The sequence below is a fragment of the Mesorhizobium sp. WSM4842 genome, assembly GCF_055901575.1.
The window spans coordinates 6552819-6574509 of sequence record NZ_CM148372.1; the positions used below are offsets into that span (position 1 = coordinate 6552819).

At 59.0% G+C, this 21691-nt stretch carries 19 protein-coding genes, 2 pseudogenes and 1 riboswitch; of the genes and pseudogenes, 13 read left to right on the forward strand and 8 right to left on the reverse strand.

Going from position 1 to position 21691, the window contains the following annotated elements:
- Positions 1–97: 97 nt before the first annotated feature.
- Positions 98–1744, forward strand: a complete 1647-nt coding sequence (locus AC0NIE_RS31760) for an MFS transporter (RefSeq protein ID WP_473489544.1) — start codon at positions 98–100, stop codon at positions 1742–1744.
- 380 nt (positions 1745–2124) lie between these two features.
- Here the strand turns inward: AC0NIE_RS31760 and AC0NIE_RS31765 are convergent, their stop codons facing one another.
- Both AC0NIE_RS31765 and AC0NIE_RS31770 read right to left on the reverse strand, forming a co-directional pair.
- The gene (locus AC0NIE_RS31765; RefSeq protein WP_474045126.1) at positions 2125–3417 is read right to left on the reverse strand and encodes a type II toxin-antitoxin system HipA family toxin; all 1293 of its coding nucleotides are present in this window, start codon (positions 3415–3417) and stop codon (positions 2125–2127) included.
- Positions 3414–3746: a helix-turn-helix domain-containing protein gene (locus tag AC0NIE_RS31770; protein WP_065010596.1), complete on the reverse strand. Its 333-nt coding sequence runs from the start codon at positions 3744–3746 to the stop codon at positions 3414–3416. The genes AC0NIE_RS31765 and AC0NIE_RS31770 overlap by 4 nt, the downstream gene beginning before the upstream one ends.
- A gap of 898 nt (positions 3747–4644) precedes the next feature.
- On the opposite strand from AC0NIE_RS31770, the gene AC0NIE_RS31775 reads away from it, so the two are divergent.
- The 3 genes and pseudogenes from AC0NIE_RS31775 to AC0NIE_RS31785 form a co-directional block, all read left to right on the forward strand.
- Positions 4645–5799 carry a porin gene (locus AC0NIE_RS31775; protein WP_473489527.1) on the forward strand — a complete coding sequence of 385 codons (1155 nt, stop codon included), beginning with the start codon at positions 4645–4647 and terminating at the stop codon, positions 5797–5799.
- A gap of 429 nt (positions 5800–6228) precedes the next feature.
- A pseudogene (locus AC0NIE_RS31780) lies at positions 6229–6546 on the forward strand (response regulator); the annotation flags it as partial.
- Position 6547: 1 nt separating this feature from the next.
- A pseudogene (locus AC0NIE_RS31785) lies at positions 6548–6941 on the forward strand (GNAT family N-acetyltransferase); the annotation flags it as partial.
- Between the two features lie 126 nt (positions 6942–7067).
- Here AC0NIE_RS31785 and AC0NIE_RS31790 read toward each other — a convergent pair.
- A complete protein-coding gene (locus AC0NIE_RS31790) occupies positions 7068–7667 on the reverse strand; it encodes an acyltransferase family protein (protein ID WP_473489528.1) in 600 nt (199 codons plus the stop codon).
- Between the two features lie 166 nt (positions 7668–7833).
- Positions 7834–7950, forward strand: a riboswitch (TPP riboswitch).
- A gap of 103 nt (positions 7951–8053) precedes the next feature.
- Between AC0NIE_RS31790 and thiC the strand changes: the two genes are divergently transcribed.
- From thiC to AC0NIE_RS31835, 9 genes are all read left to right on the forward strand, one after another.
- A complete protein-coding gene (gene thiC / locus AC0NIE_RS31795) occupies positions 8054–9889 on the forward strand; it encodes a phosphomethylpyrimidine synthase ThiC (RefSeq protein ID WP_473489529.1) in 1836 nt (611 codons plus the stop codon).
- On the forward strand, positions 9886–10887 hold the full coding sequence (gene thiO, locus AC0NIE_RS31800; RefSeq protein WP_473489530.1) for a glycine oxidase ThiO: 1002 nt from the start codon (positions 9886–9888) through the stop codon (positions 10885–10887). The genes thiC and thiO overlap by 4 nt, the downstream gene beginning before the upstream one ends.
- Positions 10856–11053, forward strand: a complete 198-nt coding sequence (thiS, locus tag AC0NIE_RS31805) for a sulfur carrier protein ThiS (protein ID WP_473479407.1) — start codon at positions 10856–10858, stop codon at positions 11051–11053. Before thiO ends, thiS begins: the two co-directional genes overlap by 32 nt.
- A 1-nt stretch (position 11054) precedes the next feature.
- Positions 11055–11828 carry a thiazole synthase gene (locus AC0NIE_RS31810; protein WP_473489531.1) on the forward strand — a complete coding sequence of 258 codons (774 nt, stop codon included), beginning with the start codon at positions 11055–11057 and terminating at the stop codon, positions 11826–11828.
- Positions 11825–12430, forward strand: a complete 606-nt coding sequence (locus AC0NIE_RS31815; RefSeq protein WP_473489532.1) for a thiamine phosphate synthase — start codon at positions 11825–11827, stop codon at positions 12428–12430. The genes AC0NIE_RS31810 and AC0NIE_RS31815 overlap by 4 nt, the downstream gene beginning before the upstream one ends.
- Positions 12421–13173 (forward strand): hydroxymethylpyrimidine/phosphomethylpyrimidine kinase, encoded by a 753-nt coding sequence (locus AC0NIE_RS31820; protein ID WP_473479402.1) that lies wholly within the window; start codon positions 12421–12423, stop codon positions 13171–13173. The genes AC0NIE_RS31815 and AC0NIE_RS31820 overlap by 10 nt, the downstream gene beginning before the upstream one ends.
- A gap of 706 nt (positions 13174–13879) precedes the next feature.
- A complete protein-coding gene (locus AC0NIE_RS31825; protein WP_473489533.1) occupies positions 13880–14059 on the forward strand; it encodes a hypothetical protein in 180 nt (59 codons plus the stop codon).
- Between the two features lie 140 nt (positions 14060–14199).
- Positions 14200–14952, forward strand: coding sequence for a carbonic anhydrase (locus tag AC0NIE_RS31830; RefSeq protein WP_473489534.1), 753 nt, complete (start codon positions 14200–14202; stop codon positions 14950–14952).
- Positions 14953–15125: 173 nt separating this feature from the next.
- On the forward strand, positions 15126–17645 hold the full coding sequence (locus AC0NIE_RS31835; protein ID WP_473489535.1) for a two-component system VirA-like sensor kinase: 2520 nt from the start codon (positions 15126–15128) through the stop codon (positions 17643–17645).
- Between the two features lie 116 nt (positions 17646–17761).
- On the opposite strand, the gene virB11 is transcribed toward AC0NIE_RS31835, so the two are convergent.
- The 5 genes from virB11 to AC0NIE_RS31860 are packed head-to-tail and all read right to left on the reverse strand — an operon-like array spanning position 17762 to position 21671.
- Positions 17762–18802, reverse strand: a complete 1041-nt coding sequence (virB11, locus tag AC0NIE_RS31840) for a P-type DNA transfer ATPase VirB11 (protein ID WP_473489536.1) — start codon at positions 18800–18802, stop codon at positions 17762–17764.
- Positions 18786–19928, reverse strand: a complete 1143-nt coding sequence (virB10, locus tag AC0NIE_RS31845; RefSeq protein WP_473489537.1) for a type IV secretion system protein VirB10 — start codon at positions 19926–19928, stop codon at positions 18786–18788. Before virB10 ends, virB11 begins: the two co-directional genes overlap by 17 nt.
- Positions 19925–20806, reverse strand: a complete 882-nt coding sequence (locus tag AC0NIE_RS31850) for a TrbG/VirB9 family P-type conjugative transfer protein (protein WP_473489538.1) — start codon at positions 20804–20806, stop codon at positions 19925–19927. Before AC0NIE_RS31850 ends, virB10 begins: the two co-directional genes overlap by 4 nt.
- Positions 20803–21516, reverse strand: coding sequence for a type IV secretion system protein VirB8 (locus AC0NIE_RS31855; protein ID WP_473479381.1), 714 nt, complete (start codon positions 21514–21516; stop codon positions 20803–20805). Before AC0NIE_RS31855 ends, AC0NIE_RS31850 begins: the two co-directional genes overlap by 4 nt.
- Positions 21513–21671 (reverse strand): type IV secretion system lipoprotein VirB7, encoded by a 159-nt coding sequence (locus AC0NIE_RS31860; RefSeq protein WP_082827328.1) that lies wholly within the window; start codon positions 21669–21671, stop codon positions 21513–21515. The genes AC0NIE_RS31855 and AC0NIE_RS31860 overlap by 4 nt, the downstream gene beginning before the upstream one ends.
- Positions 21672–21691: the final 20 nt, after the last annotated feature.

Here is a 21691-nt window from a genome sequence, read left to right on the forward strand (position 1 = left end):
CCCGGTCGATTGGTCGGCCCTTCCGATCCAGAGATCAACATTGTAGCGGCAGCAGTGCAGCCGAGAATTGAACAAGCGGCCCCTCGAAGGCATCATCATGCAGTCCGAAAAAAATACCCATCTGCCTGCCTCAACAACGCTCGCTCCCTTTCGAAACCGGGTGTTTCGCTCGATATGGACGGCCACACAAATATCCAGCCTCGGCTGGCTCGTGCAAACGGTGGCCATCAGTTGGCTGATGGCCACGATTTCCGCTTCGGATCTGATGGTTGCACTCGTGCAGGCTGCATCCACCTTGCCGGTATTCCTCCTTTCAATCCTGGCCGGAGCCATTGCCGACAACTTCAGCCGCCGATGGGTGATGTTTGCGGGGCACTGCCTGATAGCATTGGCATCAACGACGCTGGTGATTTCTGTGGGTCTGGGATTTGCCGGTCCCTGGCTAATTCTCGGATTAGGTTTCCTGGCCGGCTGCGGCTTTGCCTTGAATGATCCGGCCTGGCACGCTTCTGTCGGCGATATTCTTCATAAGCGCGACATCCCGGCTGCGGTGACGCTTATGTCTGTCGGATACAACATTGTGCGCAGCGTTGGTCCGGCTTTGGGGGGCGTGGTCTTGGCATTTCTTGGACCGCTGGCCGCTTTCGCGTTGGCAGCGCTGAGTGATCTGGCGCCGCTAACCGCAATATGGCGCACTAGATGGAATGTTCGCACGTCACCTCTCCCTCGTGAGCGCATGACGATGGCAATTCATGACGGAGTGCGCTTCACCGTAATGTCCCTGGAGATCAGGGCAGCGATTGCCCGTGCAACCTTTTTCGGGTTGGCAAGTATCTCCATCCTTGCGCTGCTCCCTTTAGTCGTCCGGGATCAGCTGAAAAGCGGCCCAATCATCTACGGCATCTTGCTGGCCGGCTTCGGGATGGGTGCTTTTATCGCGGGCATGAGCAATAGCTTTCTAAGGCGGATCATGTCTCAAAACAGGCTGGTGTCGTTCGCCTCTGTTGCTTGTGCAGCAGGTTGTCTTTCCCTTGCACTCACATCATCGGTCGCTGTAGCGGCCATTTCGCTGGCACTTGCTGGCGCGGGTTGGCTTATCACCTGGACGGGCATCGACGTGTCGGTGCAGCTGGCAAGCCCAAGGTGGGTCGTCGGCCGCACACTATCGATCTACTACGCCTTTAGCGCAGGCGGGATGGCGGCAGGCAGCTGGATATGGGGTACTGTCGCACAGAACTACTCCTTAGCCTGGGCTTTGCAGGGCGCCGCAGGCGCTCTGTTGCTGGTTGCAGCTGCGGGAGTACTGTTACCAGTCCGTCCATGGGAAGAAACGGATCAGGAAAGTTCGGATTTTCACGCGCCGGAGCTGGCACTCGAGTTGAAGCCCAGGAGTGGCCCCATAGTCGTCAAGGTCGAGTATCTTATATCCGAAGAGAATATCGAGACCTTTCTGGGCTACATGCGCGCAAGGCGCCATGTTCAGAGCCGTGCCGGTGCGCGAAACTGGACACTGCAGCGAAATCTTCAAAAGCCTTCGATTTGGACAGAGACATTCCGCACGCCAACCTGGATGGATTTTCTGCGCCTGAATCATCGGCTCACGGCAGCGGATAAGGAAATCGGCCAGCGTCTCCTGGCACTGCATGATGGAGAGCGTCCTCCGCACACAGTGCTGTCGATCGAACGAACGACTGAGGCAGCTCGTACCCGTGCCTCAACAATCTTTTCTCGTCCTCCCAGGTGACGTGATCACGAAAGCGATCGCATTCTGCCGCGCCGGTCGATTTCAAGCAGCGCGAAGGCCGCATCGCCAGTACGCGGAGCCTATGCGTCCGGCGCTCTCTCGCGAATACCCATGCCGCCGCGGGGCTCGAGGCCGGGGGCAGGAACGGTCCGTTCTGGGCCGACGTGCGCTTCAGCAGCGCTGTGCGGCTCAGAGACTGGCAGAAGAGTATCTGACTCGCTACCGGCTGGCGCTGGGCCAGCCGGAACCAGGCCTGTTCGAAGACGGCGCTGGCGCTCGACCTTTCGGCGCCGGACATGGAGTGAGGGTGTGGGCGAAACGGAGAATCAGTCGCCTTGACGCCCTTGCAGGACGCCATCTTAACCGCGAACGGCAAGCTTTCAGGGATCATTGCTGCGCCGTTGGGCGGCTTGCCGTTCCCGATGTTCGAACGCGTCGGTGAAGCTATCGAGTTCTTGGGGGGTCATCCCAAGCGCCCGCCCCTCCTCCCGCCATGACGCGACCGCCTTTTCGACTTCTGCGAGTATCGTCTTCGCTCGATCGCTCCTGATCCGGAAATAAGCGATTACCGACATCAGTGCGTCGACAGTCGCTTCGGGCCCAGTTTCCTCGGATATCCAGGTTTTCAGCTCTCGCACGCGCTCAGGGAACGGGTTGATGTCGAATGCAGGCGCCAGGCGCCATTGCCCGCGATGCACATGGAGAAAGCCGTGATTGTGGAGGTGGTCATCGACATTGGTGATAAGGATCGAGAACGCGATGCGCCGCCAAAGCTCTTCGATGTTGGCCGCTGGCTGGCTGCCGTGCTGACGAAGCACATCCACAAGTTCAGTATAGCTATGCTCGCCAACGTCCCCTGACTCTGCGCCGATCATCGTGGCGGCCGAGATATACATGAGTCGATTGCCGTTCGGAGTCCTATCGAAACGCCGTATGAGCGCGACAGGGGCGCCGTCGCTGTCGAGCAGACGTGTCTCAGCAGCATCCACGCCGGCTTTTCTGGCCAACTTCATAGCGAGCACTTCGCCTTTTGTGACAGATCGATCGTCGGCAACGCTCGGAAACTTACCGATAGCGAGGCGTCCGTCATCGTCGACGACAGAGCATTTCGGACGAAGGCCCCCAAGGGACGTGCCACGTCCACGCAAATAGGCGAGATCCGTTGCCGTCTCGGTGTTCGTCTCGACGGCGTGCGTGGCTGCGAGGAGTTGACCGATTTCAATGAGCGGCGGCGTGGTGCGTCGACCCTCCTCGGTCGTTCTTTGGTAACGCCCTTCTTCGTCCTTCAACCGGAGCGCACCAATGCGGCTCATGTCGTCCACTGCCAAGAGGTAATCCATCGCGTTCAGAGGCCGCGTTTCGGCGACATTTCCCGCCCGGCGCGCCTCTTGGCGACGCTTGGCGTGGTCGCGCTGGATGAGACGCCGGCCCCATCCGTCCGGCTCCGTGTTGGCGATCGCGTTGTGGAACACGGATCCGTCGCCGGTCTTTCGATGGAATTGAGGGCCAGTAACGAGTGGCAGACCGGGTTCGATCGAGAAGCCTTCCGCTGCTCTCAGCCAACCTGCATCATATTCAAAGGCAGCGCTCTCGCGCGCACCCTGCTGATCATAGCGCAACGTACCCAGTAGCATCGCTTCTTCGCCAATGTGAACAGCAATAGAACGTCTCATATTGCACCCGGTGGCTTCCGCACCCTTACCCTCTTGGGCAAACGTTCAGCGTCGAGGAGCAGGCCTTGCTCATCGCGATGCGCGTCGATGATCTGCGCCAAAGCCTCATCAAAGCCCAAAACGAAAAAGGTCATGGCGTAGGCCCCCATAGCGACGGTCGGGTCTCCTTTTTCGATCTTCAGATAGGTGCTCTTTGCGACACCCAGTCGTTCCGCCATCATCATCACGGTCAGGCTGCGCTTCTTACGGGCGAGCGCAATGTCGGCGCCGAGCTTGCCAAGCGCCCTCTTGACTCTGGGAGGCAATGTATCTGTCACTGTTGAGCGCATGTTTGTCTCATAAAAACGACCTTAACTCTTTCTATGGCGCTTATATAAGACCTAAACCGTGATCTGTCGAGAGTTGGCCTGTTTGACCGAACAAGGCGGTGGCCCTGCAACCAACCACACTACTCTCGTGAGCATGCATCCATCTGATCCGCAATGGGCGCTAGGTGAGTCGCACGGGGGTGTGAACGATTGCGCCGCTGCAAAACGAAACGGGCCATCCTTGGTACGATCCAGATGTGTGCTGCAGCGGGGCTACCGCCTGACGTACCGAGCGGCGCCGCCGCATGCTGTCTCGACCCGAGCTTCACAGCAAACAGGTGCTGTCGGTATCGAACGAAAGTGTCACATATCGAACATACGAACCGTGTCCCAAAACGTCTGCTCGGTGCTCAGCCTGACCCCCAAAAAGCAAAAATAAGGGAGCGCGACGAAGTTGCGCCGGCCAATTTAAGTGTCAGCGCGGAGCTACCTCTTCAGGATGGCACGTCGCTTGCTGCTCCGCATCTAACGCCGACGGCCAACCCTCAGATAACGGAGATGAATATTGGTTCAGAAATGCTGAATCCCCGATGTACTGAAAGCATTTGAGGAAACGGTGTGGGAAGCGCGGCAAGGCAATAGGCGATTTTTCCTTTTCTTGGATCCGGACGGAGGTCGAATCTCACCTCATTCGGGCAGTTGATAGCAAACCACAGTTGTTTCTTTCATAAGTCGAACTGCGATAAAGCAAAGTACAAGTATAACTTGGCTTACTCACACCGGAACTACTATAGTCAACTTAGTATCGCGCATTCCTCAGGTACGAAACAGGACCGTGCACATGTTTTGGGTCCTGGGATAGGCCGCCGGTTCGCCCTTTGACGCGTCCGCCTTTTATTCTTTGAACTGGATATCCAGAATGAACGTAAGCAGCCTTCTTCTCGGCTCAGTTGCGGCCCTGATCTCCGTTTCCGTCGCTCGCGCGACGGACGAAGTCTCCGTGCCGGGTCCGACCGAATACGTCAAGATCTGCGACGTCTACGGTTCGGGCTACTTCCATATCCCCGACACCGAGACCTGCGTGCGCATCGGCGGCTACATCCGTTACGACGTCGGCCTCAGCGATGTCCGATCGTATGACGGGATAAGAACCTCCGATGTGAGAACTGGCGAGGCTCAGGGCACCTGGCGAAACAACACGCGTTTCACGTTCAAAACTTGGACGCGCCAGGAGACCGAACTAGGCGCACTGAAGACCTATACTGAGACTCGCGTGAACTTCGGCAACCACAACGCTTATCCGGGTCCGGAAAGCCCTCACAACTATAGCTTCAACAGCGGCGTCAAGTTGACTTCCGCCTGGATCCAGCTTGGTGGCCTCCGAGTTGGCAAGGACGAGTCGGCCTTCGACACGTTTACAGGCTACGCCGGAAACGTGCTCAATAACGTACTCGTTCCGTACGGCGACTTCGATACCAACGTGGCTCAGTATTACTTCGATGCCGATAATGGCTTTTCGGCTCTGGTTTCACTTGAACAAGGGTCGGGTGTAGTCGGTACTATCGACAGCCATGTTCCGCACGTCGTCTTCGGCGTGAAACAGACGCAGGGCTGGGGCGCGATCACCGGCGTAATCGCTCGTGACAGCGACTACGAAGCTTTGGCCGGCAAGCTCCGAGTCGATGTCAATGTCACAGATGACCTGTCGCTATTCGGAATGTTCGGCTACGGCTCCATTGGCAATCTCAACGATGACCCAACCAACGCGGTCGCCGCTCACAGTCGCGGCTTCTACAAAATTTGGAGTGGCAACTGGGCTTTCTGGGCGGGCGCCACTTACACGTTAAACGAGAAAACTTCGTTCAACCTTCAGGTCTCGGGTGATCAGCTCAGGAACTCCGGACTGGCTGCAAACGTCGCCTATACGGTCATTCCAGGTTTCACAGTCACAGCCGAAGTCGATTATGCCCATTACGCCAAGTTCGCTGCCCTCGACCGTTCTGGAATAAACCCGGCTCACGTCGGCAAAAGGAACAGCCTCGGCGGCGTGCTGCGATTCCAAAGCTCGTTCTAACGAAGCGAATCTGAATGTCGGAGGCCCGACTGGAGGCCTCGGTGTCTGGCTTTACGATGTTCAAAATGTGGTCCCGGACGATCATGCCCGGACATTGGTTGCCGGACTTCATAGCCTGATCAGCGAGGCTTCCATAGAGCGCTTAGCAATGCCACTGAATAACTCGTCCAGGACATGTCTCTCGGCCCCATCTGCATCCCTGTTGTGCTACCCTCATTGCGATGAGCGCTCGAGATCGCGAGCTTCGGAGGACCGGCTGAGAAATGCCTGGACGTTTCGTCCAGGCACTCGTCAAGTTTCCTCAGTGGTTCAGAATCATCTTCGGCGACCGTTATTGCAAAATCAGTTCGGTTCAGTAAGATTCTTGTTCTGTTTGGGTCATCTTGAAGGACTAGTGTCTGAGTCGCAGCGGACTGCCATTCAATCTCTGCGCTGCTCGACCTCAGGATGCCCGATGTGCATGGCTTCGACGGGCTGCTGCAGCTTCGGACCCGCTATCCGCGCCTGCCGGTGGTCATCGTTTCGGGGCATGAGGAGCCAAAAATCATTTCCGAGGCGCTGTCCTACGGCGCAGCCGGCTTCGTCCCGAAATCGGCGCGCAAGAGCGATCTGGCCGCCGCCATTGGCTCGGCGATGGAAGGTGCGATCCACGTGCCCGAAACCTATGAAGGCCAGCCGCCGGACGCCGACAGCACCGATCGCGCCGAGATGGTGCAGCGCCTTGCCAAACTGACGCCGCAGCAAGTCGGAACGCCTGTCCTTCCTGCTAGGCAAATCGTTCTATTCGCGCCGCATCGGCGCGCTGGAGGCCTTCATCATGACCTTCGACCAAGACGCCCGCTACGACAGCCCGAACTTCCTGTGGTTCCGCGAGCGCTATCGGCGCTTCGGTCTATGTCGACCGCGTCCTCGTCGCGCAACAAGCGCGCGGCCGCGGCCATGCCCGGCGGCTCTATGGAGATCTGTTCGACCATGCATTGCGTGCCGGCCAGACCATCGTCACCTGCGAGGCGAATGCCGAACCGCCCAACCCGGCTTCGGATGCCTTTCACGCCGCGCTCGGCTTTGCCGAGGTCGGCGACGCGGTGATCCACGGCGGCAAGAAGGCAGTGCGCTACTACACCAGGCGGGTCACCGGCTGAGGCAACAGCTCTATCAGGGGTTCAGCCAGGCGCGAGCCGGCTTTTCGACGATGTAATAGCTGCACAAAGCGCAAGCGCGCCGGCCAGCATCAGCAGCGGCGCACTGCCCTGCGCATAGACGAATTTTTAGAACGGCTGCTGCCACAGATACAGCGAATACGACCACAGCCCCAGCGTCGCCATCGGCCAGGAAGACAAAAATCCGGTCAGATACCGAGTGCTGAAGTCGAGCGAATTGACGGCGAGCGCCAACAGCGGCACCGCGACCAGAAAGTGGATCGGCGGCACCGCGACCAGAAAGTGGATCGGCGGCACCGCATCCATGAACAGAAGAACCGCTCCGACGGACGCCGCAATGGCGACATGCGCCGGCAGCCTGTCGTCGGCCTTGAGCAGGCATATCACCGCCGATAGCAGGATCGAGGCGATGTGCACGTCGGTTCGCCAATAGGTCGTCTCGTAGTCCATCCCGAAGACCCAGTGCGAAATCGCACCGTTCGCCATGGCCAGCACCGACAGCGCGCTGAGCAGCATGACGACACGGGCACGCCCCGAAACAACAAAGCTGATCAGCGCCAGGATGACATAGGCATGTTCTTCGACGCACAGCGACCAGATATGGTCGAGCGCGCCGGCGCGGCTGACGAGAATTCCGGCATAGCTGTAGGTGAATGTCAGCGCCGTCAGCGCCGCTTTCCATTTGAAGGCGACAAACGTGCCGGACAAGGCAACCATCGAAGCGAGGACGAAAACCAGCAGCGCCGGATAGATGCGGGAGAACCGGCGCTTGAAGACGCCTTGAGCGGATAACGGATGCCGCCAACTAGGCGATAGCTGCTTTCGGCCGGACCCGAATGCGCTTGACAAATCGGAGCCGGCCCGTTCAACCTGGGGCATTCACCAGGGGAGTCCCGGCAAGGGGCTGAGATACTGCTGGCTTTCGCGGCGCAGTGACCCGTTGAACCTGATCCAGTTCATACTGGCGTAGGGACGGTGCAAGCGCTTTGCGGGAGTTTACGCCCGAGGTCCTGTTTCAGCAGGTCAACAGAAGCGTCTTTTCATCCTTCCGGCACAGAACTGGGTCTCCAATGCATGAGCAAAGGAGCCTCAAAATGAATGCCATTTCCCCCGCCGTGTCGACGGGACCGCTGCCCGCCTCAAGGAAAATCCACAAACCCGGCCTGATTCACCCGCAGATCAGGGTGCCGATGCGGGAAATCGCCGTCCATCCGACGGCAGGCGAACCGCCTGTCACCGTTTACGATCCGTCCGGCCCCTATACGGACCCGACTGTCGAAACCAGCATCGAAAAGGGCCTCGCCAGGTTTCGCAATGAATGGGTGACGGTGCGCGGCGACGTCGAATTCCACGATGCCCGCAGTGTCAGGCCGGAGGACAACGGCTTTGCGTCAGGTGAGCGCCTGACGCCGGAATTTCCCGTGCGCCACCGGCCGCTAAAGGCAAAAACGGGCCAAGCGGTGACGCAGCTTGCCTATGCGCGCGCCGGGATCATCACCCCCGAAATGGAGTTCGTCGCCATTCGCGAGAATCTCGGCCGCGAGAGCTTACGCGGCGGGATGCAGCGCGACGGCAACTCTTTCGGCGCGGCGATCCCGGACTTCGTCACGCCGGAATTCGTGCGCGACGAGATAGCGCGCGGACGGGCTATCATTCCCGCCAACATCAACCACCCGGAGAGCGAGCCGATGATCATCGGCCGCAATTTCCTGGTCAAGATCAATGCCAATATCGGCAATTCAGCCGTCACCTCGTCGATGGCCGAAGAGGTCGAAAAAATGGTCTGGGCGATCCGCTGGGGAGCCGACACCGTCATGGACCTGTCGACCGGTCGCAACATCCACAACATCCGCGAATGGATCGTCCGCAATTCGCCTGTGCCGATCGGAACCGTGCCGCTCTACCAGGCGCTTGAGAAGGTCGGAGGGATCGCCGAGGACCTGACCTGGGAAATCTACCGCGATACGCTGATCGAACAGGCCGAACAGGGCGTCGACTATTTCACCATCCATGCCGGTGTGCGGCTGCACTACATCCCGCTGACGGTCGACCGGGTCACCGGTATCGTCAGCAGAGGCGGTTCGATCATGGCCAAGTGGTGCCTGCATCATCACCGCGAAAGCTTCCTCTACGAGCATTTCGAGGAAATCTGCGACATCTGCCGCGCCTACGACGTGTCGTTCTCGCTCGGCGACGGCCTTCGTCCCGGCTCGATCGCCGACGCCAACGACGCGGCGCAGTTCGCCGAACTGGATACGCTCGGCGAGTTGACAAAGATCGCCTGGGCCAAGGATTGCCAGGTGATGATCGAGGGGCCCGGCCACGTACCGATGCACAAGATCAAGGAGAACATGGACAAGCAGCTCGCTGTTTGCGGCGAGGCGCCGTTCTATACGCTTGGACCACTGACGACCGACATCGCGCCGGGCTATGACCACATCACCTCAGGTATCGGGGCGGCGATGATCGGCTGGTTCGGCACGGCCATGCTCTGCTACGTCACGCCGAAGGAACATCTCGGCCTTCCCGATCGCAACGACGTCAAGATTGGCGTGATCACCTACAAGATAGCCGCGCATGCCGCCGACCTGGCGAAGGGACACCCGGCGGCGAAACTCAGGGATGATGCCCTTTCCCGCGCGCGCTTCGAGTTCCGCTGGGAGGATCAATTCAACCTGTCGCTCGATCCCGAGACCGCGCGGTCCTTCCACGACCAGACCTTGCCCAAGGAGGCGCACAAGTTGGCACATTTCTGTTCGATGTGCGGCCCGAAATTCTGCTCAATGCGCATTTCCCACGATATCCGCGCCGAGGCACAGAAAGAGGGCATGGCGGCAATGGCCGCAAAATACCGCGAGGGCGGCGATCTCTACGTGCCAGCGGACGAGACCAGCGCCCCGCCCATGCCGGAGGCGCATGAGCCGTCATGAAGGTGTTGATCAAAGGGGCCGGCGTCGCCGGCCTCACCGCAGCTTTCGAGCTGGCCACCCGCGGCGCGGCAGTGACGGTTGCCGAGACGAGGCATAGCCTCGGCGGCAATGCGTCGTGGTTCGCCGGCGGCATGTTGGCGCCATGGTGCGAACGTGAAAGCGCCGAGCAGCCGGTGCTCGATCTCGGACGCGACGCCGCCGACTGGTGGGATACGGCAACGCCCGGGCAGGTGACGCGGGCCGGAACACTGGTCGTGGCCGCGCAGCGCGATGCGGCCGAGCTCGACCGGTTTGCCAGTCGCACGTCGGGGTACAGGCCTGTTGATGAAAACGAAATCGCACAGTTCGAGCCGGACCTCGCCGGTCATTTCCGCCGTGCGCTGTTCTTCCCCGACGAAGCCCATCTCGACCCGCGCCGGGCGATGGCTGCGCTTCACGACAAACTCGCAGCCATGGGAGTCGAATTTCACTTCGGCGCCAAGGCCCGGCATGTTTGCGGTTTCGATCGCCGGATCGACTGCACGGGCATCGCGGCGGAAGACGACCGACTGCGCGGCGTTCGCGGCGAGATGCTGATCCTGCGCACGCCCGATGTCTCGCTCTTGCGCCCGGTCCGGCTGCTTCATCCGCGCTTTCCGCTCTACGTAGTGCCGCGCACTGACCACCATTTCATGGCCGGCGCTACGATGATCGAGAGCCAGTCCGCTGGACGGGTCACGGCGCGTTCCATGATGGAGCTTTTGGGCGCGACCTATACCCTCCATCCGGCCTTTGGCGAGGCCGAGATCGTTGAAACCGGTGTCGGCGTCCGCCCAGCCTTTCCCGACAATCTGCCGCGTGTCGAAGCACGCGAAAGCACCGTCGCGATCAACGGGCTTTATCGCCATGGCTTTCTTCTCGCGCCCGCCATGGCGCGCCAGGCGGCCGAACTCGTCTTCAGTCACGACAAATCCTTGGAGCCTGCCAATGAAACTGATCGTCAACGGCCAAGCGCTTGAGATTGACGCCTCAACCCTGGCCGAACTGCTTGCCGCGCTCGACTATGAAGGCGATTGGCTGGCGACCGCCGTCAACAGCGACCTCGTGCACAAAGCCAGCCGGGCGGAATTCCGGTTGAGCGACGGCGACCGCATCGAAATCCTCTCGCCGATGCAGGGAGGCTAGCATGTTCGAACTTCTCGGGACGACGCTTCCTTCCCGCCTGCTTCTCGGCACGGCTCAATACCCTTCGCCGGCCATCCTTGCCGATGCGGTCCAGGCGTCGGGCACGGCGGTGGTAACCGTTTCCTTGCGCCGCGAGATGGCAGGCGGCAGGGCTGGCGAAAAATTCTGGTCGCTGATCCGCTCGCTCGGCATGAGAATCCTGCCCAACACGGCCGGCTGCCACTCCGTCAAGGAAGCGGTCACGACGGCGAGAATGGCGCGCGAATTGTTCGACACGACCTGGATCAAGCTCGAGGTGATCGGCAACCACGACACTCTGCAGCCTGATGTGTTCGGACTGGTCCAAGCCGCCCGCATCCTGTGCGAGGATGGATTTTCGGTATTCCCCTATACCACCGACGACCGTGTTGTCGCCGAGCGGCTGCTGGAGGCGGGCTGCAAGGTCTTGATGCCGTGGTGCGCACCGATCGGTTCCGCCCTCGGACCGATCAACATAACTGCGCTGCGCTCGATGCGCGGACATTTCCCCGGCGTCCCGCTGATTGTGGACGCTGGCCTCGGGCGGCCGTCGCATGCGGCGACCGTCATGGAACTCGGCTTTGACGCCGTGCTCCTGAACACCGCTGTCGCCAAGGCGGCCGACCCCGTCGGCATGGCACGAGCATTCGGCAAGGCGGTCGAAGCCGGCCGTGAAGCTTTCTGCTCGGGAATGCTCGAACCGCGCGAGGTTGCCGAACCATCGACGCCGACCATCGGCAGGGCAGTTTTTTCATGAAGCTCGATCCCTTCTACCTGATCGTCGACAGCGCTGCCTGGATAGAACGGTTGGCGCCGATCGGCGTCAAGCAGGTTCAGCTTCGCATCAAAAGCATGAATGAGACCAGGTTGCGCGCCGAGATCCGCAAGTCGAATGCCTTGTGTGCCCAACACAAATGCCAGCTCGTCGTCAACGATCATTGGCGCCTGGCAATCGAGGAAGGCTGCGATTTCGTGCATCTCGGCCAGGAGGATTTGCAAACCGCCAACCTCTCGAGGATACGGGCAGCCGGCGTCAGGCTCGGATTGAGCACGCATGATCATGTCGAGCTGGAAACGGCCATGTTTGCGGAGCCCGACTATATTGCGCTCGGTCCGATCTATCCCACCATCTTGAAGAGGATGAAGTGGACGCCGCAAGGGCTAGAGCGGCTCGGTGAATGGAAGCGCCGGATCGCGCCGACACCCCTGGTCGCGATCGGCGGCCTCAATCCCAACCGGCTCGAGGATGTATTCGGTGCCGGTGCGGACAGCGCCGCCGTGGTGACCGACATTACATTGAATCCCGACCCGGAAGCGCGAACACGCGAGTGGATCGAAAAGACAAAGCCATGGCGCTGAGGCGCGAACCCCATGTGCTTGTCGTCGGCGGATCGGATTCCAGCGGGGGTGCTGGAATAGCACGAGACATCGAGACGATCACTGCCATTGGCGTGCGCACCTGTCTTGCTGTCACCGCGCTGACGGTGCAAACGCACGACGCCGTCATGGAAATTAATCGTTCGCCACCAAGCCTGGTGGCCGATCAGATGCACGCCGCGCTGCAGGCCAACGAAGTGGCGGCAATCAAGATCGGCATGCTCGGAACAGCCGAGACCATCCTTACCGTTGCGGCGGTGCTGCGCGAAAATGGGCAAGTGCCGGCAGTACTCGACCCTGTGCTGGCCTCCACTTCAGGCCACGCACTTCTGGAAGCAGGCTCTATCGATGCCATGAAGCGCGATCTGATGCCACTTTGCTGCATTGTCACGCCCAACCTCCCTGAACTGGCGCTCCTTATTGGCTCCGAACTGGCAGTGGATGAGGACGGAGCGCTCCAACAAGGACAAAGACTGCTGGCCGTCGGTGCTCAAGCCCTGCTGATTAAGGGTGGGCATGCGTCGGGACCCCGATCGACCGATATTCTGTTACGCTCCGGTCATGAACCCATCCCCTTCGATGCACCGCGCCTTGCCGCATCGATGCGCGGAACAGGTTGCGTGCTGGCCAGCGCGATTGCGGCGCATCTGGCGAAGGCGAAGCCGCTCGAAGACAGCGTGCGCGAAGGCAAGCTGTTTGTTTTCGAGAGGCTTCGGCACGATTGATCTTGCCGGTGATGACTACGGCCTGGGCGTTGAGAACGTCGAGCGTGGTGCGCTGGCCGACATCGCTGCTCGACGACGCCATTCAAGGCAAGTCGGGCTGCGGTGTACGTGGTCCATGCTGCAGTCACTTGCTGACGGACCAGAGCGCGGCCGACTCCTCGTCGGGGCGCCGCTGAGCTTGTTATTGTCCTCACCGTAGGTATCGATCCGGGCCTGATTGGGCGATTCCTTATTCCGTCGTACAAGCGCCGAAGTGCGGCCATCCGAATAGATCGGTGTGGTCAGCGTCGCGCCGATGCTGGCTGAGTAGTCGTGCCGTCCTGCTGGCTGGCAATAGGTGAGGTGTTGCGACAGGCGCTCGAGACGCCAGCTGAAGTGGAAAGCTGCCGTGGCAGCAGCGCACCTTCGGCCGTTGCCACTCAAAACGCTACCCCGTCGACCAGAGGCTCCGAGGCGACGATGGCGGGTGCTCGCTTGATGCGGTCGCGATTGCCGCATCGAGACTCGGGGCACCAGCTTCCACACGGGGGCGGCCCTGAGCTGCTTGAGGAGGCGAACGCTTCAATAGCAAGCCCGCCGAAGTGAGGCGTCCTCAGAAGTGCCGCGGATTACGCGTGAATGCATCCAAAACGTGAATGTTCTTAATTGAAGCAATCGATTTCTCTAGTCGACGGATGATGAATATGAAGGCGTCACGAGGCCGAGGATGCGATCTGGGATACCCAGGGCAATCGGTGGTCGTGGAGGCAACGACCACGTATTCGGCGCAGATAGCTCGGACCATCTACCCGGTGAGAATGGCCGCTACAAACCGCATACCGTCGGTGAGGACAATGACAAGCTCAGCGGCGGCCCCGACGAGAATGTCGTCTATGCGCCGACGTGAAGCCCTGCGCGATGCTCTGGTCGTATGCCGAGTTGTTCGGCGTAGTTGCGATGATGTTGCCACATCACAGTTGCGACCGCAGTTCCCGCCATGCCAACCGCAAATGATAAACTCAGTTCACGTCCAGGAGCGAAAGCAATATGCATCGTCGTAATCTGATCAAAGGGTTCGTTGCACTCGGCGCGTGTTCCATTTGCGCTGATGCCGTGGGGGCGGCGGGCACCCATTGGGGATATGCCGGCCCGGCCGGGCCCGAACACTGGGGCGAGCTGGACAAGGGAAATTTCGTCTGCTCGGCGGGCACGCAGCAATCGCCGATCGATATCAAGGGCGCGGTCAAAGCGGATATTCCGCACATCGCCATAGGTTGGCACAAGGCCGGCGGCAGGATGGTGAACAACGGCCACACCATCCAAGTCAACCTGCCGCAAGGCAGCACCCTCACCCGCGGGGATCGTGTCTACGAACTGGTACAGTTCCATTTCCATGCGCCGAGCGAACACTACGTGGCAGGCAAGAATTTTCCGATGGAAGCGCATTTCGTCCATAAGGACACCGACAGCGACACTCTGGGTGTGCTGGGCGTGTTTCTGGCGCCAGGCGCGACAAATGCCAGCTTCGCCAGCCTTGCCGCAGCATTTCCCGCAATCTCAGGTGAGGAAACAGCGGTCGACGAGGTCGAGCCCAACGGGCTTCTACCGGCCTCACTTAGCTATTGGACGTATGCGGGATCCTTGACGACTCCGCCATGCACCGAAAACGTCGAGTGGATGCTGGCGACGGAACCGGTTGAGGTCGACCCGGCAGACATGGAGCGATTTACCTCACTCTACCCCCTGAACGCGCGGCCTATCCGTTCACACAATCGGCGCTTCATCCTAGGCCTCGGCTGAGGTCCCCGTCACGGGCGAGGCCAGACTGGTGCGCTATATCGACGGCTGATCCCCAATATCGTGAGGATGCGCTCCGCGTCGCGGAGGCCCTTTGGGAGCTCATCCTAGTCCTGGACGCGGATCAAGACCAAGTGGGCGACGGTCTTAAACCGTCTTATGAGGGAGAGGTACACGTGGCTTTCCTGTTCCAACAGCATCCGGCAGCACACCGAAGGGATAGGGAGCTAGAATTCAGATTGGACCTTCGCAAGGCGTGCACCGCGGATCAAACGCCGTTTCCTTGGGAAACATGGCTCAGTTTCGACAAAGCAAATGTAATCGCCCTAGCTGCCTCGATTGCGCTCTTGGTCGGGACGCAGGGGCCCCAGATCAACGACGCGGTCCTAAGCCAGCTGCGAACGATTCAGATCCACGATGCATTGCTCCGGCGCGACGTCGCCCGCGCTCGGACCGATATGGCATTGGACTACCGTTCGGTTGCTTCTACCGGACAGGCATTGCAAAGGGATCGTGAAAACTTGCAACGCCCTCTCGACAGTTCGCCCGATGAGAGCTCCGGGCAATCCAAATTGCTCGCGCAGCTCATAAACTCGATCGAAAACAAAGAGGCTGCCATCTCAGCCTTGGTCAAGCAAAATCAGCTTATGCAAAGCTCTCTCGCAGATCTTGCTCGCTCGATTGGTCGCCTCGGGGGGGCACCGTCGGGCAGGGTTGAACTTTCGAAGCTGATCGTGTTTTCGGCTGAACCGGGGCTCACCCTCGCATCACAGATGGATCAGCCTCTCGACCGACTTGCTCCGAGCCAGGCCCGAGCTGCCGCGGATGCTATGGGCAATTTCCTGTCTTCTTTATGGAGGTTGGACCAAGCTGCCAATCAGATCGCATCCCTCGACACGTTCTCCATGGCCGTCGAACTGGAGCGAGAGCATCTGAAAGGCTACAGCTTGGCCAGCGCACAAGCGCAGCGTACGCGACTTTTCTTTGGCTTGGTGTCCATATGCCTCTGCTTGTTTGCGATCATTCGGCCCTCCAGGCAGCATCTGCGGACGAAACGGTTGGAAAGGCGGTTGGAGCTTGAAGCGGCAATGAGTGAGATCGAAGCTCGCTTCAACGATAGTAAAGCAAAGAACGCCTCGGCGTGCTTTTCCACCGAAGCAGCGCTTAGACTCGTTCAACGCGTTTTCGATGCGGATCAATGCGCGCTGGCTCTGGTGGATCCGAGTCTCAGCAGGCATACCGAGTGCTTTGTGGCCAACACGTGCATACCCGTCTGGAACGTCGCGCTTATTGATCAAGTCGTTTCACTTGTCCGCCCCGGACGGCCAGTGTTTCGCGTCATTCCGGCGGCGGAAATGGTTCGGACCGCCATAGGCACTTCCGGTGTGTGTCAAATTGTTGGATGCCGGGTCTCCGATCAGCAGGCTGTGGTTTGCATCCTTGTTTTTGAAGGAGATCGTTCACTCCCCTCAGCAGACGACCTCCGGGTTCTTGCCAGTGCTATTGTGCGTTTAAGCAACCATCTTGAAATGCAACGCATAAATGCGGAACGCGACCTTCTGGTGAGTCGATGGGAGCATGTGGAAAGGCTGAGGACTGTCGGCACAATCGCAAGCGGCGCCACACATGAATTCAACAATATTTTAGGAGCAATAATTGGATACTCAGAGATTGCCAAAAGTCTTGTGCGTCGTCCCTCAAGAATTCGGAACCACATCGATCAAATCATCTTAGCTGGACACCGAGCAAAGCTGATCGTTGACCAGATTTTGTCACTCAGCCGAAACCGACAGCGCGTGGCAGTGCCTTTCAATGTCTCTGAAATTCTTATGGATCTTGCGCCATTGCTGCGGGTCACAGTTCGTGCCGATGTTCAGTTGAACTTCAAGATCAACGAGTGGCAAACGGTGGTCGAGGGCAGCCCAACCGAGATACAGCAGATTCTCATGAATCTGTGCAAGAACGCGTCGGAGGCTGTCTTGAACGAGGGCCGTGTCGAGGTTAGCGTTTCTCGCGCCCAGGTGTGCCAAACCAAGCCGCTGGCTCAGGGAACCTTGAGACCTGGAGATTACGTTCTCATCTCCATCAGCGACAATGGCCCAGGAATCGCAAGTTCGATACTTCCGCATGTCTTTGAGCCCTTTTTTACCACGCGCTCTTGCGTCGGCGGGACCGGGCTGGGTCTTGCTGCGGTTGACAGGCACGTGAGCGCGCTCGCAGGATGCCTTGACGTCACCTCGGCTGTTGGCCGAGGTACGCGCTTTGATATCTACTTACCGGCCTCCGAGGAGGAGCCAGTCAGCGTTGACATTGCTTTCGGTCCCTACGACGGATCACTCGGCAACGGAGAAATCATTGCAGTCGTGGAGCCCGATCCAGCAGAGTTGGAGATCTACAAGGACAAGGTCGCCGCGCTGGGTTATAAGCCGGTCGGCTTCGCGACCTTCGAAAGTCTTTGCGGCTGGATCGAGAGCGGGAAGGCAGCTGACCTGCTTATCTTGGGTAAAATGCCTTTCCTCGAGCGAGGACAGGCCGAATCCGTATGCCCCACCCTCATGACGGTGCCTGTCATAGTCGTCGGTGAAATCGACCCCATGCCGGTCACATCTGATAATCAGACCTTCGTTCTTTGGCTAGCGAAGCCGGTCTCGTCCAGGGCAATGGAGCATGCAATTCGTACAATGATGATGGCATGATGCCGCCGACTCGCTCAGGCTACCCAAGCAATCTGAGAAGGCCCGTCAAGAAGACATTGGAGCAGAACAAGGTCACATCACAATCGACTTATCGATCCCGAGACGTTGTTCTAGCCTTAGTGCTTGTTAAGAAGGTCGGCTACTGTCTCTCCCCGTCGCCGGGCATCGGCGGCGAGCCATAGCTCTCCCACCTCATACACTTCGCCTTGGGTACGGAACGGTACAATGACGTCAATGGCAGCCGACAGCATGTCAAGAAGCGTGCGGTCTTCCACAGCGGCTCCTTGCGGGCTGCTCTTGACGAGTGAAAAGAGCTTTTTAAAGCCTTGGACCGGATCAGCCCCATGAATCGTTGATATCGATCCCGCATGGCCGGAGACGACTTCGCTAAGGTAAGCCCAAGCAGCATCATCGCGCATCTCGCCGAGCAATATTCGATCAGGGCGCATGCGCAAGCTGGCCTGCAACAGTTGCTCGGCTGTCACCGCACCTAAGCCTGTTCGGTCCTTCGGATAGAGTAACCGGACATGATTCTCGTGCGGGATTGCAAGCTCGAGCGTGTCCTCGATACTGATCAACCTCTCTTGCGGGGGTATAGCGTCGATCAAAGTCTTGCTCATTGTCGTTTTGCCGCTTCCAGTAGGTCCGCAAAGCAGCATGGTGAGCCGCCCGCAGACGCAGGCCCGCAAAAATTGCTCCAAGTCACCATGGTCGTAGTGCTGAAGAATCGTTTCGTCCTGCCGCTCCTGGCGCTCGTTTCGTGACCGCCATTGATTCCAACGCGAGTGTTCGTAGCGAGAAGAAACTTCCTTTAGTTCGGTCACACGACTTGAGGGACGCCGTATCGTCAGGCTTATTGTTCCTGAGGGAACAGCGGGCGGCAAACAGATCTGCAGCCGCTCTCCGTTCGGCAGCTCAGTCGCACAGAGGGGGCTTTGCGGTCCGACATCTTGCTTGCGCAGCGCTCCAGCGAGGATCGCGATGTCCTCCAGATCGTCATAAGATAGCGGTAGCGGATGTTTCGTGAAAACGCCGGCCTGTCGGACAAAGGCTTCCCCAGGCCGGTTGATAGCGACCTCTTCGGTCCTTGGCTCCTCAAGCCATTTCAGAACGGGGTCGAGAAGCAAACGCAATTGAGGATCAGCCTCCGATCGCATTGTTGTCTCTCCGGCGTTCGCGATGTTGGGGGGCTGGCGCCACGGCGGTCGGTCTAAGATCGTATACATCTGAGAAATCGAGGTCCCGAGCCACAAAGATGGATACAGCATCTCCCTGGTTTTTCTTCAGAGTTGGCGGAAAGTTGATCGTCGCTCTCAGTGTCGTCTCGACGGCTTGTCCGCCATTGCTCTGGAAGCTGTTGATGCCGCTTCCTCCGCCAGAGCTGGCCGCGTATTGACCGGCCGCCTGAAACGCGCCTTGGATGACGCTCATGAGCATCGCTCCGCCAAAGCGTTGCCAGAAGTGATTGTCCACCGTGCCAGGCATTCCGGAGCGGCCGAGCTCGTCAGCGCCCGGCGATGCTATCGAAACGAGGGCATGGTCAGGTGTTTCGATGCGCGTCCACAGCACGAAGACACGCGCATCCCCCTGCTGGAGACCGCGCTGGATCTCGCCAATCACGGTCGTCCCGCGATCCAAGAGCACGACATTGTTGGTGGCGCCGCGGACGTCTTTAGGTAAGACGCACTTCACATAGCCGGGTAAATTTGTGTCGACTGCCGTTTGCAAAATGCACGGAATGATCGTTCCTTGAGTAATCACGAGATCAGGGTGCGGCAAAAGTGTAGCCCGGCTTGGCTCCTGTATATCTGGCTTCAATCGCCCTGACAGATCGCCACCGATTGAAATCTCATCCGCGGTCGCGGGAGCATCCTTATGGTGGTCTTCGCTCCGCTGACCGTCGTCGGGCATTTGACTGCTGCTACTGTAGGCGAAAATTGGCGTTTCCTCGGGCGGCGGATCAACTGGCGCCGGTGGGGGCGGCGTGGATGGCGCAGGATCTCCTGCCTGGGCCGCCTGTACGGGTGCTGGAGGTTCGGGAGCAATCTCAATTGGCACAGGGCGGAATGGTTCGGCGTTGGCGACAATTGGCGGTTTTGGCTGAGACGGATCGTCTTGTGTGCCGGGACGACCTCCGAGCCAGATGAGCGATAGAGATGAGATGAGAACAAGACCGGCGACGGCCAACTTCTGCAATCCCGAAACATGCCGGCGGGCCGGCTCCGAGACCATCGATCCGGATGCATGGACATCATGTCCCGACTGTGGGCCGGTTTCATTCATCGGCCCGAGCCTTTCAAAACGCGCCACACGTCGGGTGTCACTGTACCGGTCACTGGCGCTCGTCCCACAGGATCATAAGCCCTGTTGAAAATGGACAAGACCGTATTGCCATCTCTCAGACGCCATTCCCGGGCGACTGCGGATACTTCAACATAGTCCCCTTTGACCGTGTAATTGGCAGCGGCTTCTTTCCCGTCGGGATTGATAACGTAGAGGGAGGGTATGCGGGAATTGCTTGCGAAGCCAAATACGGTCGTAAAGCCATTATCGAAAACTTCCAGCGGCGCCAGCGATCGATCGCCCTTTGCGACGTAGTGAAAATTGCTTTCGTCCGGACTGGCAGTTGCGGCGGGCCGATTCAACAAATCCTGAACTCTCTGGTCTTGCAGCACTTTCGCCCGGGCCTGGCCAAGAATCGAGCGCCTTTCTGCTTCCTTTCTCTGAGCAGCAGCCTCATCAGCAGGATAGGTGAACTGCACACTGTAGTATAGGTCTGGTTGCTGCTCATCAAGTTTTGGCATCGCTTTGGTTGAAATACTGAAGACGTATCTGCGTGTACCGGACTCGCTCTCGGCCAGCACGATGACCGGCTGCGGCGACAGCATCCGGCTAGCCTTAAAAAAGAGATAGTTGGCGCGCGGGAGCGCAGCCAGGTCTTTGCTATTGGAAACGGCCACGGCTGCGACGGTCTCGTTGGCCGCGAATGTGACAACCAGCGTTGCCCCCACTGCGGTCGATAGGCGCACCACTTCGTCGGGACGGTAAGCCAGGTAGCGCATCCGCGCATCATGCTTGCCGGCAAGTGGCGTGTCTTCCGCGCACGCTTCCGTCGCGAAGAGGAGTGAACAGGCCAGCGCGAAAAATGCTCTTTTTGTCATGGCTGCGCATAGCCCAGGTTCGATACGGTATCTTCCGAGGCTTGATAGGAGGTGACGAGTAGACCTCCCGGATTGGTGAGCCTCGATTGGCCAGGCAGACCCGTCAGGCGCTCGTAACGGATGGTAGCTGTCCATGTGGTCACTATCGGCATCTGCCCATCGACAACAAGCATACGTTTGTATCGGATCTGTTGAACGTCGGGACTGAGGTCGTTTGAGGAAATATGCCCGACCTCGAGCTTGCCGCGCTTGCCGACCGTGACTTGCGGCGAGGTGGGATTTGGATAGTTGAAGAAATCTTGATATTGCTGTTGCACAGCCGGTGCGCTGAAACTGGACACGAGGTCATAGGCATATTGGGCTGTATCTGCTGTGTAGCCCTCGCGCAGGCGTACATATTCCCACAGCGAAGCGTTTATGACGGCTCGGTCTTGGGTTGCGGGCAGTCGAGAGATTGACACTTCGCTGTCTACGGTCCCGTCCGGCCGTACCCATAGGAACACAGGTACGAGCTTGGCCAACGGGACCATGGCAGCGATGGTAAATGCCTGGGCAACATTTCCGAGGACCGCCGCTGCCGCAAAGGCTATAAGGGCCTTTGACAGGCGCCGCGCAGACTTCGCTCGTGAAGTTTGAAACGCTTCCACCTTCTTGTAGTGAGCAGCTAGCGTTTCTCTCTCCACCAGAAGGGCATGTTCAGGAAATTTCACTTGGGCTCTTCCGTACACTCAACCTGAAGATCCTCAGGTGTGGTTTCCCATTGTCCCGCGTTCAGTTGGAATGGCGTACCCGTGCAGGTCGCAAGCCGATCGGTTGTCTTGCAGGCCGCCAAAGCGAGGATTGACAACAGTAGATAGCGTTTCATGTTTTTGATACCGCGCTTGT

Coding starts and splice junctions, on each gene's coding strand:
- thiS (WP_473479407.1), top strand. CDS start 10,856: ATGAAACTGATCGTCAACGGCCAAGCGCTTGAGATTGACGCCTCAACC.
- thiC (WP_473489529.1), top strand. CDS start 8,054: ATGAATGCCATTTCCCCCGCCGTGTCGACGGGACCGCTGCCCGCCTCA.
- thiO (WP_473489530.1), top strand. CDS start 9,886: ATGAAGGTGTTGATCAAAGGGGCCGGCGTCGCCGGCCTCACCGCAGCT.
- AC0NIE_RS31775 (WP_473489527.1), top strand. CDS start 4,645: ATGAACGTAAGCAGCCTTCTTCTCGGCTCAGTTGCGGCCCTGATCTCC.
- AC0NIE_RS31765 (WP_474045126.1), bottom strand. CDS start 3,417: ATGAGACGTTCTATTGCTGTTCACATTGGCGAAGAAGCGATGCTACTG.
- AC0NIE_RS31830 (WP_473489534.1), top strand. CDS start 14,200: ATGCATCGTCGTAATCTGATCAAAGGGTTCGTTGCACTCGGCGCGTGT.
- virB11 (WP_473489536.1), bottom strand. CDS start 18,802: ATGCGATCGGAGGCTGATCCTCAATTGCGTTTGCTTCTCGACCCCGTT.
- AC0NIE_RS31810 (WP_473489531.1), top strand. CDS start 11,055: ATGTTCGAACTTCTCGGGACGACGCTTCCTTCCCGCCTGCTTCTCGGC.
- AC0NIE_RS31820 (WP_473479402.1), top strand. CDS start 12,421: ATGGCGCTGAGGCGCGAACCCCATGTGCTTGTCGTCGGCGGATCGGAT.
- virB10 (WP_473489537.1), bottom strand. CDS start 19,928: ATGAATGAAACCGGCCCACAGTCGGGACATGATGTCCATGCATCCGGA.
- AC0NIE_RS31860 (WP_082827328.1), bottom strand. CDS start 21,671: ATGAAACGCTATCTACTGTTGTCAATCCTCGCTTTGGCGGCCTGCAAG.
- AC0NIE_RS31850 (WP_473489538.1), bottom strand. CDS start 20,806: ATGACAAAAAGAGCATTTTTCGCGCTGGCCTGTTCACTCCTCTTCGCG.
- AC0NIE_RS31770 (WP_065010596.1), bottom strand. CDS start 3,746: ATGCGCTCAACAGTGACAGATACATTGCCTCCCAGAGTCAAGAGGGCG.
- AC0NIE_RS31825 (WP_473489533.1), top strand. CDS start 13,880: ATGCGATCTGGGATACCCAGGGCAATCGGTGGTCGTGGAGGCAACGAC.
- AC0NIE_RS31815 (WP_473489532.1), top strand. CDS start 11,825: ATGAAGCTCGATCCCTTCTACCTGATCGTCGACAGCGCTGCCTGGATA.
- AC0NIE_RS31760 (WP_473489544.1), top strand. CDS start 98: ATGCAGTCCGAAAAAAATACCCATCTGCCTGCCTCAACAACGCTCGCT.